The organism is Frankia sp. AgPm24 (assembly GCF_023243055.1).
GTDB classification, from domain to species: Bacteria; Actinomycetota; Actinomycetes; order Frankiales; family Frankiaceae; genus Frankia; species Frankia umida.
The window spans coordinates 256,978-273,408 of the sequence record NZ_JALKFW010000004.1 but is presented as its reverse complement, the minus strand read 5'-3'; the positions used below and the strand labels follow the sequence as shown (position 1 = coordinate 273,408).

Annotated in this window: 11 protein-coding genes; 4 read left to right on the top strand and 7 right to left on the bottom strand. The window is 72.5% G+C overall.

Translation table 11 applies throughout. From position 1 onward, the window contains the following. Positions 1–135 precede the first annotated feature (135 nt). Together MXD61_RS03270 and MXD61_RS03265 are read right to left on the bottom strand one after the other, a co-directional pair. Positions 136–1,389, bottom strand: a complete 1,254-nt coding sequence (locus MXD61_RS03270; RefSeq protein ID WP_248811364.1) for an acyl-CoA dehydrogenase family protein — start codon at positions 1,387–1,389, stop codon at positions 136–138. Between the two features lie 25 nt (positions 1,390–1,414). Continuing rightward, positions 1,415–2,617 carry an acyl-CoA dehydrogenase family protein gene (locus tag MXD61_RS03265; RefSeq protein WP_248811363.1) on the bottom strand — a complete coding sequence of 401 codons (1,203 nt, stop codon included), beginning with the start codon at positions 2,615–2,617 and terminating at the stop codon, positions 1,415–1,417. 221 nt (positions 2,618–2,838) lie between these two features. On the opposite strand from MXD61_RS03265, the gene MXD61_RS03260 reads away from it, so the two are divergent. Beyond that, on the top strand, positions 2,839–4,686 hold the full coding sequence (locus MXD61_RS03260; protein ID WP_374628348.1) for a glycerol-3-phosphate dehydrogenase/oxidase: 1,848 nt from the start codon (positions 2,839–2,841) through the stop codon (positions 4,684–4,686). Positions 4,687–4,786: 100 nt separating this feature from the next. Then, the gene (locus tag MXD61_RS03255; protein WP_248811362.1) at positions 4,787–4,930 is read left to right on the top strand and encodes a GPGG-motif small membrane protein; all 144 of its coding nucleotides are present in this window, start codon (positions 4,787–4,789) and stop codon (positions 4,928–4,930) included. 69 nt (positions 4,931–4,999) lie between these two features. Here the strand turns inward: MXD61_RS03255 and MXD61_RS03250 are convergent, their stop codons facing one another. Further along, complete coding sequence (locus MXD61_RS03250; RefSeq protein WP_248811361.1) at positions 5,000–6,463, bottom strand: NAD(P)/FAD-dependent oxidoreductase; 1,464 nt, start codon at positions 6,461–6,463, stop codon at positions 5,000–5,002. 474 nt (positions 6,464–6,937) lie between these two features. Between MXD61_RS03250 and gnd the strand changes: the two genes are divergently transcribed. Beyond that, positions 6,938–7,954, top strand: a complete 1,017-nt coding sequence (gene gnd / locus MXD61_RS03245) for a phosphogluconate dehydrogenase (NAD(+)-dependent, decarboxylating) (protein WP_163547686.1) — start codon at positions 6,938–6,940, stop codon at positions 7,952–7,954. A gap of 121 nt (positions 7,955–8,075) precedes the next feature. Here gnd and MXD61_RS03240 read toward each other — a convergent pair whose 3' ends face one another. The 4 genes from MXD61_RS03240 to MXD61_RS03225 form a co-directional block, all read right to left on the bottom strand. Further along, the gene (locus tag MXD61_RS03240; RefSeq protein ID WP_248811360.1) at positions 8,076–10,496 is read right to left on the bottom strand and encodes an excinuclease ABC subunit UvrA; all 2,421 of its coding nucleotides are present in this window, start codon (positions 10,494–10,496) and stop codon (positions 8,076–8,078) included. Positions 10,497–10,547: 51 nt separating this feature from the next. After that, complete coding sequence (locus MXD61_RS03235) at positions 10,548–10,961, bottom strand: VOC family protein (protein ID WP_248811359.1); 414 nt, start codon at positions 10,959–10,961, stop codon at positions 10,548–10,550. A 5-nt stretch (positions 10,962–10,966) separates the two neighbouring features. Next, complete coding sequence (locus MXD61_RS03230) at positions 10,967–11,476, bottom strand: helix-turn-helix transcriptional regulator (protein WP_248811392.1); 510 nt, start codon at positions 11,474–11,476, stop codon at positions 10,967–10,969. 132 nt (positions 11,477–11,608) lie between these two features. After that, the gene (locus MXD61_RS03225) at positions 11,609–12,442 is read right to left on the bottom strand and encodes a hypothetical protein (RefSeq protein WP_248811358.1); all 834 of its coding nucleotides are present in this window, start codon (positions 12,440–12,442) and stop codon (positions 11,609–11,611) included. 433 nt (positions 12,443–12,875) lie between these two features. Between MXD61_RS03225 and MXD61_RS03220 the strand changes: the two genes are divergently transcribed. Then, on the top strand, positions 12,876–16,142 hold the full coding sequence (locus MXD61_RS03220; protein WP_248811357.1) for an ATP-binding protein: 3,267 nt from the start codon (positions 12,876–12,878) through the stop codon (positions 16,140–16,142). Positions 16,143–16,431 lie beyond the last annotated feature (289 nt).

The window sequence follows — 16,431 nt, the reverse complement described above, 5'->3', positions numbered from 1 at the left end:
GTTACCCGTGCCGACACCCGGGACGCGCGACAGGCCGCCGCGGGCCGATCTGGCCGAGGAAAAGCCCGAGTAAACCCAGATGTCCGCTGCTGTGGACATGTGTCTGCCGTCCCCCGACGCCGTGCTCGCTCGGGGCTACGACATGGGGCCCACCGCTGCCCGCGCGATCTCGGCCAGATGGTCCCCGCTGTCGCCGTAGGCCGCCGCGAGTCGTTTGGCGCGCTTGTAGAAGAAATGGGTGTCGTGCTCCCAGGTGTAGCCGATGCCACCGTGGTACTGGATCATCGCGGCGGTGACGTCCCGCGCGGTGTCACTGGCCTTGCTCTTCGCGATCGCCACGGCGAGCACCGCGTCGACCCGGTCGACGTCCACCGGGTCGACGTCCACCGGGTCAGCCAGCTCCGTGGCGTCGGCGGGGGTGTTGGCAGAGATGTCGGCGGGGGTGGAGTCGACGGCGTGGGCGGCGAACAGGACGGCGTGCTCGGCCATGGTGACCGCGACGTGCAGGTCGGCGAGGTGGTGCGCGAGCGCCTGGAAGGAGCCGACCGGACGACCGAACTGGATGCGGGCGCTGTCGTAGGCGACCGTGCGCCGCAGGGCCTCCCGGGCGAGACCGACGAGATCGGCGGCGGCCAGCACCGCGCCGCGGCGCAGCAGGTCGGCGAGGGCCGCCTCGTCGGAGCCGGGCAGGCGCCGGCCCAGCACGCCCTCGAGGGTCACCGCGGCGAGGCGGGTCGTCCCGTCGAACCCGGACTGCGGCGCCACCCGCACCCCCACCGCGCACGGATCCACCAGATACAGGCCGACGCCGTCGACGGGCACGACCGCCGTGCCTCCCCCGGCATCGGCGTCCGCGCCGGGCGCCGGTTCCGGGGCGGCTTCCAGAGCGGCGACGACGAGCAGGTCGGCGACGGCGGCGTACTCGACCCCGCTGGCCATCCCGTACAGACGGCCGTCCGAGGTGGCGCGCACGGCGATACCCGGTCGGCCGAGGCCGCCGCCGGGGCCACGCAGCGCGACCGTGGCGACGAGCTCACCGCCCCCGAGGGGACCCAGCACCGCGGTGGCCTGCGCCGACGAACCGAACCGGCGCACCGCCTCGCCGGCGAGCACGGTCGACGCCCACGGTCCGGGCAGCACGCCGGCGCCGAAGGCCCGGGCGATCACCTGCGCGTCGACCAGGCCAAGGCCGAGGCCGCCCTGGTCGACGGGCACACACACCGACAACCAGCCCTGGTCACCGATCGTCCGCCACAGTTCGCGGGGATGACCGTCGCCGCCGGCGTCCTCGAACACCGCCCGCACCGCCGTCAGGTCGAAGCGATCGGCGAGCACGTCACGGACGGTCTCGGCCAGGGCACGCTGCTCATCGGTGAGAGCGAAGAACACGGGCGCGGGCTCCTCGGGACGGGCCTCAGGCGAGGCGGGTGTTGGGCAGGCCGAGCACGCGTTCGGCGACGATCGAACGCTGGATCTGGGATGAGCCACCCCAGATGGTGACCGACCGGGTCCAGAAACTCTCCCGCCGCAGGGCGGTCAGATCCAGACCGCCGGACTCACCGAACTCGCCGAGCGGATGGTCCAGACCCACATCCGCGCCGAGCACCTCGTCGAACGTGTCGAACAGACCCTGGTAGGCCTGCGACCACTGCAGTTTGGTCACCGACGAGGCGAAGCCGAGGTCCCGGCCGCGTTCGACCTCGGTCAGCACGTGCAGGGCGTGGTAACGCAGGCACTCCAGCTCCACCAGGCGGCGTGCCAGGGACTGGCGGACCGACGGGTCACGGTCGCGGCCGAGCGCGCGGGCGACCTCGACGATCTGGTCGTAGGCCCGGCGGAAGTCGGTGTACTGGCCCATCGCGGACGCCCCACGCTCGAACGACAGCAGCAGCATCGCCGTCGCCCAGCCGTTGCCGAGGCCGCCGACGCAGTCCGCCGCGGGCACCCGCACATCGGTGAAGAACACCTCGCCGAACTCGCTGATCCCGCTCAGCTGCCGGATCGGGCGCACCTCGACACCGGGTGAACGCAGGTCGATCAGCAGCAGCGACAGGCCGCGGTGCCGACTCGCGGCGGGATCGGTGCGCACCAGGGCGAACATCCGGTCGGCGTGGCGGGCCGACGTCGTCCACACCTTCTGGCCATGGACGAGGAAGTCGTCGCCGTCGCGTTCGCCCCGGGTACGCACCGAGCCGAGGTCCGAGCCGGATTCGGGTTCGGAGAAACCCTGGCACCAGATCACGTCGTTGCGCAGCATCGGCGCGAGGATCCCGGCCTTCTGCTCGGGCGTGCCGACGGCCATCACGGTCGGCGCCAGGAACGTCAGGCCCAACGGGTTCACCGAGCGGGGCGCGCGGGCGCGGGCCAGTTCCGCGTCGGCCAGGGCGGCCATCGTGGGCGAACCGCCGCGCCCGCCGTACTCGGTCGGCCAGTCGATCCCACCGAAACCGGCCAGGGCCCTGCGCCGCTCCCAGTCGCGGCGCAGGTCGAAGGACTCGTCCTCGCCCAGCGTGGTCCAGAAGCCCGGTGCCGCCCACGCCGCGGGCAGCTCCGCGGCCAGCCAGGCCCGCAGCTCACGACGGAAATCCGCCACTTCGGGTGGGTAGGTCAGATCCACGTGGTCAACCCCATCTGTCGGCTTCGTCGCTTCCCCCCGTTAGCGCGCAGACAGTGAGACGGTAGTACCCGACGGCCGGCCATGTGTCGGTGGACGGTCCCCTGGTCCCCGACACCTCATCGTTCACGGAGCCCACAGGCGACGGTCACCGCGAGCCGGCACGATGGACCCGCACCATGGGACCGGCCACCGCCAGCGCCGCACGAAGGAGGATCACCGTCTTGACGTCGACCAGGCCCGCGGCGCCGGGGGTCCTCGACCCCGCAGGTCGCACCGCGGCACTGCGCCGGATGCGCACCGAGGTGATGGACATCGTCGTGATCGGCGGCGGCGTGACCGGGGCGGGGGTGGCCCTCGACGCCGCCACCCGCGGCCTGTCCGTCGCCCTGGTCGAGGCGCGTGACCTCGCCGCCGGGACATCCAGCCGGTCCAGCAAGCTCATCCACGGCGGCCTGCGCTACCTCGAGCAGCTCAACGCCCCACTCGTGCGCGAGGCCCTGCGGGAACGCTCGCTGATGCTCGACACGCTCGCCCCGCATCTCGTGCACGCCATCCCGTTCCTGCTTCCGCTGACCCGCCACGGCTGGGAGCGGGCCTACCTCGGCAGTGGCGTGCTGCTCTACGACACCCTCGGCCAGGGTCTGGCCCGCATCGGCCCCGGTGGCGACGGGACCGTGCCACATCACCGGCACCTCACCCGCAAGGCGGCGCTGCGGGCGTTTCCGTCCCTGCGCCCGGACGCGCTCGTCGGCGCCATCCAGTACTGGGACGGGCAGGTCGACGACGCCCGGCACACCATGTTCGTCGCCCGCACCGCGGCCCGTTACGGCGCGGCGGTGGCCACCAGTGCCCGGGTCGTCGGGCTGCTGCGCGAAGGTGAGCGGGTCGCCGGCGTCCAGGTGCGTGACCTGGAGTCCGGCGAGGAGATCGAGCTGCGCGCCCGGGAGACGATCAACGCCGCCGGGGTGTGGACCGACGACATCCAGGCCATGGTCGGCGGGCGCGGGCGGCTGTCGGTGCGGGCGTCCAAGGGTGTGCACATCGTCGTCCCGCGCGACCGGGTCCACGGGGAGACCGGGCTCATTCTGCGCACCGAGCGCAGCGTCCTGTTCGTCATCCCCTGGGGCGGGCAGTGGATCATCGGGACGACCGACACCGACTGGAACCTCGACCTCGCCCATCCGGCCGCGTCCAGCGCCGACATCGACTACCTGCTCACCACCGTCAACCGGGTGCTGCGCACCCCCCTGACCACCGAGGACATCACCGGCGTCTACGCGGGTCTGCGGCCGCTGCTGGCCGGCGAGTCGCAGGACACCTCGGCGCTGTCGCGTGAGCACGCCGTCGTCTCCCCCGCACCGGGGCTGACGATGGTCGCCGGTGGGAAGTACACGACCTACCGGGTGATGGCCGCCGACGCCGTCGACGCCGCCGTCCGCGGGCTCAACCGGACGGTCCCCGCCTCGTGCACGGAGAAGATCCCCCTGCTCGGCGCGGACGGCTACCCCGCCCTGTGGAACGCCCGTGAGCTCCTGGCGCGCCGTAGCGGTCTGCACGTCGGCTGGATCGAACACCTGCTGCACCGGTACGGCACGCTCGCCGAGGAGGTGCTGGAACTGGCCGCGTCCCGGGCCGAACTCGACCGTCCGCTGCCCGGCGCGCCGACCTACCTGGCCGCCGAGGCCGTCTACGCCGTCACCCACGAAGGCGCCCTGCACCTGGAGGACGTGCTGACCCGCCGCACCCGGATCTCCATCGAGACCCGTGACCGGGGCGTCGAGGCGGCCCGGGCCGTCGCCGACCTCATCGCCCCCGTCCTTGGCTGGGCACCGGCCGACCGCGACCGCGAGGTGGAGCACTACCTGGCCCGGGTGGCGGCCGAACGCGCCTCGCAGCAGGAGGCCGACGACGCCACCGCCGACGCCACCCGTCTGGGCGCGCCGGACGTACGCCACCTCGGCCACCCCGCCGAACGCCGCGCGCCAGCCCCGACACCCACCGCGGCTCCTTCGGCGCCGGCCGCGTCCTCGGCCTCCTCAGCCTCCTCGGCCTCCTCGGCACCGGGCTGAACCGCGCGGACGGCGAAGAGTGGCACGGCGGGACGACATCGGAAGCACCCCGATGTCACCTGGGGGTTTTACCGGGGCCGGGCGCGGAACGACGTCCACCATGGGAACTGTTCTTTGGTTGATCGCGGCGATTTTCGTCATCGCCGGTGTCGTGACAATCGTGCGCGGCGCACTGCTTTACGGCATCGTGCTCATCGTGGTCGGGCTGCTCATTGGCCCCGGGGGTGTTTCCATCTTCGCCTGAGCCGCACGGGGCTCACCCGCGTCGCTTTCGGGCCATGTCCGGGCGGCGCGGGTGGGTCCCGTGGTCGCGTCAGAGGCCGTATTCCTCCAGAAGTCCCAGCCACACCTCGCTGACCGTCGGAAATGCCGGCACCGCGTGCCAGAGCCGATCCAGTGACACCTCGCCGACAATGGCGATGGTTGCCGCGTGCAGCAGTTCCTGGGTGTCGGCGCCGGTGAACGTCGCCCCGACCACCACCCGTCGGTCCTCCTCGATGACCAGCATCGACGTGCCGACCGCACCCCTGCCCCGCACCGACGCGCCCGCCACCCCGCCGGTCGGGACACGAACCGCCCGCACCGCGAGCCCCGCCTCGCGCGCCGCCCGTTCGGTCAGTCCCACCGCCGCCACCTGCGGGTCGGTGAAGGTCACCCGTGGCACCGCCCGCCCGTCGGCATGGTCGCGGGCGGGCCGTCCCGCGCTGTCGTGGCGTCCGACGATGACGTCCGCGGCGATGCGGGCCTGGTACTTGCCCATATGGGTGAGCAACGCCCGGCCGCAGACGTCGCCGACGGCGTACAGCCACCCCTGCGGGACCGCCCGGGCCCGCAGGTGTTCGTCCACCTCGACGAACCCGCCGGGACGCGACCCGATCGTCTCGAGGCCGAGGTCGTCCGTCGCCGGGGTACGCCCCGCCGCCACCAGGATCTCGTCCGCGACCAGTTCCCGCACCACCCCCGCCGGACCGGTGACCTGGACGGACACCTGCGGACGGCGCTGGTCGGCCCGGTGTGCCGGCGGGCGGTGCACCGCCGTCGCCCGGGTGTCGACCAGCACGGTGATGCCCTCGGCCTCGAACGCCGCCCGTACCTCGTCGCCGACGAACTCCTCCTCGCGGGCCAGCAGCCGCGGCGCTCCCTCCACGACGGTGACCGACTCGCTGCCCAGCCGTCGAAACGCCTGCGCCAGCTCGGCTCCGACCGCCCCGCCACCGAGGACGACCAGGCTGCGCGGCACATGCCGGGCGCCGGTCGCCGACCGGTTGTCCCACGGTTCGGCCTCCGCCAGTCCCGGCACCGGCGGGATCGTCGCCCGCGTTCCCGTGGCCAGCACCACCGCCCGCGACGCCACCAGCAGCCGTTGCCCGCCGTCGGCCAGGGACACCCGCACCTCACGTGGCCGGCCGGTCAGGCGGCCCGTGCCCCGCACCAGCTCGACACCGCGCTCGGTCAGCCACGGAACCTGGCCGTCGTCGTGGTAGTCGCTCACCAGCTCGTCGCGGCGGGCGAGGACGGCCGCCACATCCAGCTGCCCGGTGACCGCCGCGGCCGCGCCCGGCACCCGACGGGCCGCCGCGAGCACCTCCCCCGGGCGCAGCAGGGTCTTGCTGGGGATGCACCCCCAGTAGCTGCACTCGCCGCCGACGAGTTCCCGCTCGACGATCGCCACCGCGAGCCCCGCCCGCGCGCACCGTCCCGCGACGTTCTCCCCCGCCGGCCCGGCGCCGAGCACGATCACGTCCACACCCGCGCCGTCGGTGCTGGTCCCGTCCATGGGCGCCTCCCAGGCTGCCGTCGGCCGACGTCCATCCAGCCGACGTCCGGCCGTTACCTCGTCCCGCCAGGATGACCATGGCCACCTGGCCGTGACCATTCGACACGGCTACTACCCTCGCCGCGGCCGCTACCCCCGTCTCGGCCGCGTGCTCTGGCACGGTCGGGTCCGTACCGTACGCGGGCCGACCGTGCTGATCCGTGAACGGCGAGGCCCGGCGGCGAGGCGGGGCCGGCCCAACGGCGATGGGAGCGGTGCGAAAGGTGCGACGGTGACGAGAAGCACTCCGCCCGATCGGACGCCACGCCGACCGCGATCGGGAGACCCGCGGTGTCAAGGGAACAATGGCAAGACAAGCCGAAGCACGGTCCGGTCCGGTTGCCCCATGTCGTCGCGATCCCCGTCGACGGGACCGCACGCCATGGCGTGTCACCGGGAGCGGACCACCGAGAACGAGACGAGCGGGGAGACGAGATGCAGCTCGGGATGGTCGGACTCGGCCGAATGGGTGCGAACCTGGTGCGCCGCCTGATCCGCGACGGCCACGAATGCGTGGTCTACGACGTGAACGCCGACGCCATCAAGGCCCTCGAGGCCGAAGGCGCCACGGGGGCCCGGACCCTTGCCGAGTTCGCCGAGGCCCTGCGCCCACCACGCGCCGCGTGGATCATGGTGCCGGCGGGCCTGACCGGCGAGACCGTGGCCAAGGTGGCCGAACTGTTCGCCCCCGGTGACATCATCATCGACGGTGGCAACTCCTACTACCGCGACGACATCCACCGGGCGAAGGAGCTCGCCGGGCGCGGCCTGCACTACGTGGACGTCGGCACCTCCGGCGGCGTGTTCGGCCTCGAGCGCGGCTTCTGTCTGATGATCGGCGGTGAGACCGACGTCGTCGCCGGACTCGAGCCGCTGTTCGAGACGATCGCCCCCGGCGTCGGCGACGTGCCGCGCACCCCCGGCCGTACCGGCGAGCCGACCCAGCCGGAGAAGGGCTACCTGCACTGCGGCCCCGCCGGCGCCGGGCACTTCGTCAAGATGGTCCACAACGGCATCGAGTACGGCATGATGGCCGCGTTCGCCGAGGGCCTCGCCATCCTCGACAAGGCCAACATCGGCCACGAGATCGCCGAACACAACGCCGAGACCACACCACTGGCGAACCCGGAGTACTACCAGTACGATCTGGACACCGCCGCGATCTCCGAGGTCTGGCGGCGCGGCAGCGTCGTGGCCTCGTGGCTGCTCGACCTCACCGCCACCGCCCTCGTCGAGGACCCGGAACTCACCGAGTTCTCCGGCCGGGTCTCCGACTCCGGCGAAGGGCGCTGGACGGTGCTCGCCGCCGTCGACGAGGGCGTGCCCGCCCACGTGCTGACCGCCTCGCTCTACGAGCGCTTCAGCTCCCGCGGCGAGGGCCTGTTCGCCGACAAGCTCCTGTCCGCGATGCGCAAGCAGTTCGGTGGCCACGCCGAGCAGCACAAGTCCTGACCCGGACGGCCGACCGCTGACGCCTCACCGCCGACGGCCGACGGCCGACGGCCGACGGCTGACCGCTGGCGGCTGACCGCTGGCGGCTGACCGCTGGCGGCTGGCGGCTGGCGGCTGGCGGTCAGGCGTCGATGTAGGCGGCGAGGTGTTGGGCGGTCAGCGTCGTCCGGGCGGCGACGAGGTCGGCGGGCGTCCCTTCGAAGACGATCCGGCCGCCGTCATGGCCCGCGCCGGGACCGAGATCGATGATCCAGTCGGCGTGGGCCATGACGGCCTGGTGATGCTCGACGACGATCACCGACTTGCCGGCGTCGACGAGCCGGTCGAGCAGGGCGAGCAGCTGCGCGACATCCGCCAGGTGCAGGCCGGTGGTCGGCTCGTCCAGGACGTAGACGCCGCCGCGTTCGCCCAGGTGGGTGGCCAGACGCAGCCGCTGACGCTCACCGCCGGACAGGGTCGTCAGCGGCTGGCCGATCCGCAGGTACCCGAGGCCGACGTCGACGAGCCGGTCGAGGATGACCCGGGCCGCCGGGGTGCGGGCGTCGGCGGGACCGGACGCCCCGAAGAACGCGGCGGCCTCGGCGGCCGACATCGCCAGCACCTCGCTGATGTCCCGACCGCCCAGGTGGTACTCGAGCACCGACGCGTCGAACCGGCGGCCCTCGCAGTCCTCGCAGGTCGAGGCGACACCCGCCATCATCGCCAGATCGGTGTAGATGACACCGGCGCCGTTGCAGGCCGGACAGGCGCCCTCGGAGTTGGCGCTGAACAGGGCGGGTTTCACCCCGTTGGCCTTCGCGAAGGCCTTGCGGATCGGGTCGAGCAGACCGGTGTAGGTGGCGGGGTTGCTGCGCCGGGAACCACGGATGGCGCTCTGGTCCACCGAGACGACCCCGGCGGACGCCGGGATGGAGCCGTGCACGAGCGAGCTCTTGCCCGACCCTGCCACCCCGGTGATGACGACCAGGACGCCCAGCGGGATGTCGACGTCGACATCGCGCAGGTTGTGGGTGGCGGCGCCGCGGATCCGCAGCTGCCCCTTCGGCGTGCGCACCGTCTCCCGCAGGGTGGCACGGTCGTCGACGTGCCGGCCGGTGACGGTACCGGCGGCTCGCAGCCCGTCGACGGTGCCCTCGAAGCAGACCGTGCCGCCGTCGGAGCCGGCACCGGGGCCGAGATCGACGATGTGGTCCGCGATGGCGATCGTCTCGGGTTTGTGCTCGACGACGAGCACCGTGTTGCCCTTGTCCCGCAGGCGCAGCAGCAGATCGTTCATCCGGGCGATGTCGTGCGGGTGCAGCCCGGTGGTGGGCTCGTCGAAGACGTAGGTGATGTCGGTGAGCGACGAGCCGAGGTGGCGCACCATCTTGACCCGCTGCGCCTCACCGCCGGACAGCGTGCCCGAGGGCCGATCCAGGCTCAGGTACCCCAGGCCGATCTCCACGAACGAGCCCAGGGCATGGCGCAGGGACGCGACCAGCGGCGCGACCGACGGCTCGTCGATGCCCTCGAGCCAGCCGGCGAGGTCGCTGATCTGCATCGCGCAGGCGTCGGCGATGGAGATCCCCCGGATCTTCGAGGATCGGGTCGCCTCGGCCAGCCGGGTGCCGCCGCAGTCCGGGCAGGTGGTGAAGGTGACAGCCCGGTCGACGAACGCCCGGATGTGGGGCTGCATGGCCTCACGGTCCTTGGCCAGCATCGACTTGCGGATCTTCGGGATCAGCCCCTCGTAGGTGAGGTTGATCCCATCCACTTTGATCTTGGTGGGTTCCCTGTGCAGGAGGTCGTGCAGCTCCCGTTTGGTGAACGTGTGAATCGGCTTGTCCGGATCGAAGAAGCCGCAGCCGTTGAAGATCCGACCGAACCAGCCGTCCATGCTGTAGCCGGGGATCGTGATGGCACCCTCGTTCAGCGATCTCGTGTCGTCGTAGAGGGCGGCCAGGTCCAGGTCGGACACGTTGCCCCGGCCCTCGCACCGCGGGCACATACCGCCGGTGCGGGTGAACGTCGTGCGGACGGCCTTCGCCTCGCTGCCCCGTGCGACCGTGATCGCACCGCTGGCCCGCGCGGACGGCACGTTGAACGAGAACGCCCCCGGCGGGCCGATGTGGGGCTGCCCGAGCCGGCTGAACAGAATCCGCAGCATCGCGTTCGCGTCGGTGACGGTCCCGACGGTGGAGCGTGGGTCGGCGCCCAGCCGCTGCTGGTCGACGGTGATCACGGTGGTCAGCCCGTCGAGGACGTCGACGTCCGGGCGCGACAACGTCGGCATGAACCCCTGGACGAACGCGCTGTACGTCTCGTTGATCAGACGCTGCGACTCGGCGGCGATCGTGGCGAACACGAGCGAGCTCTTGCCCGACCCGGACACCCCCGTGAACACCGTGAGCCGCCGTTTGGGCAGTTCGACACTGATGTCGCGCAGGTTGTTCTCCCGGGCGCCGTGCACCCGGATCAGATCATGCCGGTCGGCCACCACGGGCGCCACGGGCTTGGACGCCACGGGCTTGGACGCCGCGGACGTGGACGTGGACGTGCTCATCGTGTCCCATCTCGGCCATGGCGCACCTGGCCATGGCCCTGCCGAGGTGAGTTAGCGGATCTGTTGGAGGCGGATCAGGGTGCCGGCGGGGTCGCGCACCGCGCAGTCCCGGACGCCGTAGGGCTGCTCGGTCGGCTCCTGGACGATCTCGGTCTCGCTGGCCTGCAACCGGTCGAAGGCGCCGTCCAGGTCCGCGGTGGCCAGCAGGATCATGGCGTAGGTTCCCTTGGCCATCATCTCGGCGATGGTGCGTCGCTCGTCCTCGGTGACCCCGGGATCGGCCGCCGGCGGGGCCAGCACGATGGACGTCCCGGGCTGGTCGACCGGGCCGACCGTGATCCAGCGCATCGTGCCGCGCCCGACGTCGCCCCGAACCTCGAAGCCGAGGATGTCCCGGTAGAAGGTCAGCGACGCCTCCGGGTCATGATGCGGGAGAAAGCTGCTGTGAATGGTGATGCCGCTCATGACGGTCAGGCTAGCTGCGGCTCTGTGACCTGCGCTTCTCCGTTTCTGACCGGATCGTCGGTCACCTCTGGTGGTCGACTGCGCACCGACCTGCCCGCCGGGGCGCGGACCGGCCTGCTCACCTGCCTCGCCACACAGGCCGGCAGCCCCTGGGTCGAACACGCGGCCGCGCGCCGGTAGGCGGTCGGCGTCATCCCGACAAGATCGGTGAAGCGGCTGCTGAAACTGCCCAGCGACGAGCAGCCGACCGCGAAGCAGACGTCGGTGACGCTCAGATCGCCGCGACGCAGCAGCGCCATGGCCCGCTCGATCCGGCGGGTCATCAGATAGGAGTAGGGCGGCTCACCGTAGGCGAGGCGAAACTGTCGACTCAGGTGCCCGGCGGACATGTGCACGCCGCGGGCCAGCGCCTCGACGTCGAGCGGCCGGGTGTACTCCCGGTCGATCCGGTCACGGACCCGGCGCAGCAGCACGAGCTCGCGCGGCTGGCGTTCCCGCGCGCGTCGGCCGCCCACCGCGGCGGTCACCTCGACCCCGGCTGTCACCCCGACTCCGGCGGTCACCTCGACTCCGGCTGTCGTCTCATGGCGGTCATCGTGCCACGGGGGTCCGACAGTTTCCGACGCTCCCGCCGCGGACCAGCGCGGCTACACGTCGGCGCTGAGATCGGCCACATCACCCATAATGATCATGGGATGGGCCTGGGGTGACAGCCAGCGCATGACCGAGACCAGCGTGTCCTGGGTGAGCGCGACGCAGCCGCGGGTCGGCGCCTGATGGTCGACGTGCAGCCAGATGTCCCCGCCCACCTGGTCGCCGAGTGGACGACTCGGGTCCGAGGGCGGGCGTCCGGGGACCCGGTTGTAGTCGATCGCGACGACGTAGTTGAACGCGTCCGCGAGTGGCTCGCCCTGCGGTGCCGCGGTCTGGTAGAAGGACGGCTGGTACTCGTAGGGCAGCGCCGAACCGGGGTCCGGGAGCCGACCACCGGCCGCCGTCAGGCTGAACACGCCGATCGGGCTGCGCAGGTCGCCCTCGTGATGGGCGCCGGTCCACCCGTTGGCCCCGTTGCGCCCGGTCATCGGCGCACCGAAGGAGATCCAGGGAGACCGCGCGCTGGCTCGCTGCCACAGCATGACGCTGTTGATGTTCGCGTCACGATCGATCCCGGTGACCACGATGGCCTGACGTGCCGCTCGAGGCACCTTGGCCATCATCACCGAGCCGATGCCCGGAATCGCCCCGTCGTGGCCGACGACGGTCCCGGGGCCGGGTGCCACCGCCCCGTTCGGACCCATCGGCCGCGCCGACGCCGACGTGGGCCGGGTGGAGCCGTCCGCGGAGTCGTCAAGGTTCAGGACACCCGCGGCACCGACGACGAGGGCCGTGCCGATGGCCGCCAGGATGACGACGGACGGTCGGCCGCGGACGGCCCGCGCGCTCGATCGCGCGGCACGCCCTGCCCTTCGGTGATCAGCCATGTCTCCGGTTCCCGGGCCACGCCCTGGGCGGGCGCCATCCTGCTCTGGGCGGCGTTACGCGGCGGCAGGCCCAGCGAGAGGACCATGCCCGGTCGCCCACGGCGACCTTCCCCCCGCCGCGCAGGTGCGACTCACCCGCACCACTTCCGACGATACGTTCAGCGCTTTCGCGGCCTCGGGGTGGTCCCGGGCTCCGCCCCCGTCCAGACGGCCCACATTCGCGGGTCACGCGACCTCCTGCGACATCTCGACCGACACTGCAGAGCACATCCCTGTCCGTGCTCTTTCGATCACGCAAGGAAACATTTCCCTCACGCGAGGAGAGCGTCAAACCACGCCGAGACGCGACGAATGGAACAATGACGGCGACGCACCGCATCCGTACTCGGGCGGCTGCCGCCCTGGGGCTCTCAGCGAAGCAGGCTCGACGACCGTGCTCGACGGATTCCAGTTCCATCGCATCCTCAGCGCCCCGCGCCGCCCGGACCCGGGCGCCGGGCCCGACCCCGTCCCATCCGCCCTGTTCGCGGCCCTGGTCGGCGCCCATGCCGAGCTGATCGCGCTCGAGGGCGAGGGCCGCTCCGGGGCGGGCCTCGCCCTCGCGTGGCTGCGCGGTCCGGGCGAGACCCACATCCAGGTCCTCGCCGGCGGCCGACCGTACTTCCCGCCGGACACCGCCGCCCTCACAGCCGCCGTCCTCGCGTCGCCCCCCGCTCCGACGGGCCCCGAGCAGCACCCGGACGATCCGCCGCGCGGCCTCCTCGAGGGCGCGCGGCTCGGTCACCGACTGCCGCCGCTCCCACCGCCGCCCGGTTCTCCCCCACCCGGTGTACATCGGTCGGGGGCGCCGCGGTCGGCGTCCCCGCGCCCGGACCAGCACAGCGATCCCGTCCCGATGCTCTATCCGCCGGGCGCCACCGCGCGGCCGGTCCCGTCCGAGACGGTCGCAGCCAACCTGGCGCGCCTTCCGTACTGGCTGCGGTGCGCCGGCGCACCCGACGCGCTGTGGGCGAACGGTTCCAGCGGTCAACCGGCTGGCGGTAACGCGGCCGGCGGCGGTGGCGGTGGCGGGCGACCCGCCGGTGGCGGGCCGCGCCGCGGTTCTTTCGATGACTACGCCGCGCACCTGTCCGGGCCGTTCGCCTGGCTGGTGGTCGCCTGGCCGGTCCCGCCGGAACACCTCGAGGCCGAACGGGACGCCCTCGCCCGGAGCATCCCGGCGCTGCGCATGCGTGAGCACGACCAGGGCGCGCGGCTCGACCTCGAACGGGCCGAGAACCGGCATCGGGAACTCGGCCGGGCGGCCGCCAGCGGCATGTGGGACGTCGAGATCCTCGTCGGCGCGGCCAGCCGGGCCAGCGCGTTCTCGGTGGCCGCCCTGCTGTGCGGCGCCAGCGACCTTGACGATCTGCCCTACACGTTGCGCCCGCTGGGCACGGTGAGTTCACTGGCGGGTGCCCTGGCCGCGCGCACCCCGCCCGGATCGCCGGCGTCCGCGCGCAGCCCCTTCCGCGCCGGCGCCGAACTGCTCGCCGCGCTCGCCCGCCCGCCCGCCCGCGAACTACCCGGTATCACCCTGGTCACCCCGCACACGTTCGACGTCACCCCGGAGGGCCCGAACCGCACCGGTCCGGCCGATCCGGCCGGGTCGCCGGGCGCGGTGCGTCTCGGGGACGTCCTGGACGCCGGCTGGTCGCCGGCGGGAACGCTCAGTGTCACCCGGGCGACGCTGAACCGGCATGCGTTCGTCTGCGGCGCCACCGGCTCGGGGAAGTCGCAGACCGTGCGTGGCCTGCTCGAATCGCTGACCCGCATGCCGGACGCCATTCCCTGGCTGGTGCTGGAACCGGCGAAGGCGGAGTACGCGCGGATGGCCGGGCGCCTCGCCGACCTGACCGACCCCGCGCATCCCGGCGGCGGTGGACGCGGCGAGGTGCTGGTCATCCGGCCGGGCCGGCTGGACGCGCCACCCGCCTCGCTCAATCCGCTGGAACCCGAGGCCGGGTTCCCGCTGCAGAGCCACCTTGACCTTGTTCGAGCGTTGTTCCTGGCCGCTTTCGAGGCGCACGAGCCGTTTCCCCAGGTCCTCGCCCGCGCGTTGACCGCCTGCTACGTCGATCTGGGTTGGAATCTCGTCCTGGACCGGCCCGAACCCGCGCACCGCCCGCGTCTGCACGTTCGCGGACCGCGTGCCGACCCGCTCGTCGACGCGCGCCGGCGTTACCCCACCCTCGGCGATCTGCAACGAACCGCCACCCGGACCGTGGAGAACATCGGCTACGGCGCGGAGGTCACCGCGGACGTCCGCGGCTTCGTCGACGTACGCATCGGCAGTCTGCGCCAGGGCAGCCCGGGCCGTTTCTTCGAGGGTGGCCATCCACTCGACATCGGTGCCCTGCTCACCCGCAACGTGGTCTTCGAACTCGAGGACATCACCAGCGACCAGGACAAGGCCTTTCTGCTCGGAGCCGTGCTGATTCGCGTTGTCGAACACCTGCGGGTGCGGTACGGGGCCACCGGTGCCGGCGGGCTGCGCCACGTCCTCGTCGTCGAGGAGGCGCACCGGCTGCTGAAGAACGTCACCGACGGTCCGGCGGCGGCCGCCGTCGAACTGTTCGCCTCGCTGCTCGCGGAGATCCGCGCCTACGGCGAAGGTCTGGTGGTCGTCGAGCAGATCCCGGCGAAGATCCTGCCGGATGTCATCAAGAACACCGCGCTGAAGGTGATGCACCGCCTGCCGGCCGCCGACGACCGCGAGGCTGTCGGGGCGACGATGAACCTGCGCCCGGAACAGTCCGAAGTCGTGGTGGCGCTGCCAGCCGGCGTCGCGGCCGTCAGCGTGGACGGTATGGACCGCCCCGTGCTCGCCCGGATGACCGCGGGCGACGCGCAGGAGTCGACCCGGCAGGCCCGCCATGTCAGCGTCCCGCTGGCGGCACGACGCAGCCCCCGCTGCGGACCGGTGTGCCGCACCGAGCGCCCCTGCGATCTCGGGGAGACCGAGACCGCGGCCCTCGCCGCGAACGACCCCCTCGTCGTGCTGTGGGTGGAGGCGCTCGCCGCGCACCAGGTGATGGGATTCGCCCATCTGCTTCGGGAGGACCCGTTCGGCCCGTCCGCGGCGCTGCGGGCTCAGCTCGAGGCGGCGCCACCACGCCACCTCGACTGCCTGCTCGCGCACGCCGTCGACCGGGCGGTCGCGGCTCGTGCCACGCTGCTGGCGCCCTTCGTCGACCCCGACGAGTTCGCCGACGTGCTGCACGCCACCCTCCGCCGGCGGCTGGCCGGCCCGGCCGATACCGGCGACCGGGACGGGACCGACTCGCGGCGGCTCACCGCCGGGGTGTACCGATGGCAGGACATCCGCGTGGCGCTCGGTGAGGCGGTGAGCCGAGACGGCGAGAACGCGCCCCCGCACCCGCTCACGGACTCCTGGTACGACCGCGGCCTGGACATCACCGGCGACACCCTCGGCGAGCAGCTCTCCTGGCTTCGGACGAGCACTGTCTACACCCACGGAGCGGACCAGGTCTGCCTCGGCGACACCACCGGCAGCGGCCTGCTCGAGGCGGTCCGGAAGATCGGTGGCGGGACGGACCAACCCGCCGTTCTCCGCGCTGTGCGCCGAGCGTGCGACGGCCCCCGTCTGGCGGACCTCGTCGACCAGATCGCCAACCTTCTCCACGCCGACAGCCCGTGACTGTCCAGGCGGCCAGGCCAGGACGACCACACCGACGCACACCCGACGACGCCGTCGCCACGCGCGCCGACCACCACCCCGCACGCGGTCGGCGTAACGCGACAGAACGGACACTATGCGCCATACTGTCGACGGGGAGAGACCAGCACACGACGCCAGGTACCCGATCTCGGCCGCCCTCGCACGGCGGACACCACCGGGCGATGCTCGCTCGACGTGGCGGCGCGGGGCAGGAACCCGAGTGCCGGGCGACAGCCGGGTGACAGCCGGGTGACAGAGAGCCGGTCGG

Coding starts and splice junctions, on each gene's coding strand:
- MXD61_RS03255 (WP_248811362.1), top strand. CDS start 4,787: ATGGGAACTGTTCTTTGGTTGATCGCGGCGATTTTCGTCATCGCCGGT.
- MXD61_RS03250 (WP_248811361.1), bottom strand. CDS start 6,463: ATGGACGGGACCAGCACCGACGGCGCGGGTGTGGACGTGATCGTGCTC.
- gnd (WP_163547686.1), top strand. CDS start 6,938: ATGCAGCTCGGGATGGTCGGACTCGGCCGAATGGGTGCGAACCTGGTG.
- MXD61_RS03240 (WP_248811360.1), bottom strand. CDS start 10,496: ATGAGCACGTCCACGTCCACGTCCGCGGCGTCCAAGCCCGTGGCGTCC.
- MXD61_RS03235 (WP_248811359.1), bottom strand. CDS start 10,961: ATGAGCGGCATCACCATTCACAGCAGCTTTCTCCCGCATCATGACCCG.
- MXD61_RS03225 (WP_248811358.1), bottom strand. CDS start 12,442: ATGGCTGATCACCGAAGGGCAGGGCGTGCCGCGCGATCGAGCGCGCGG.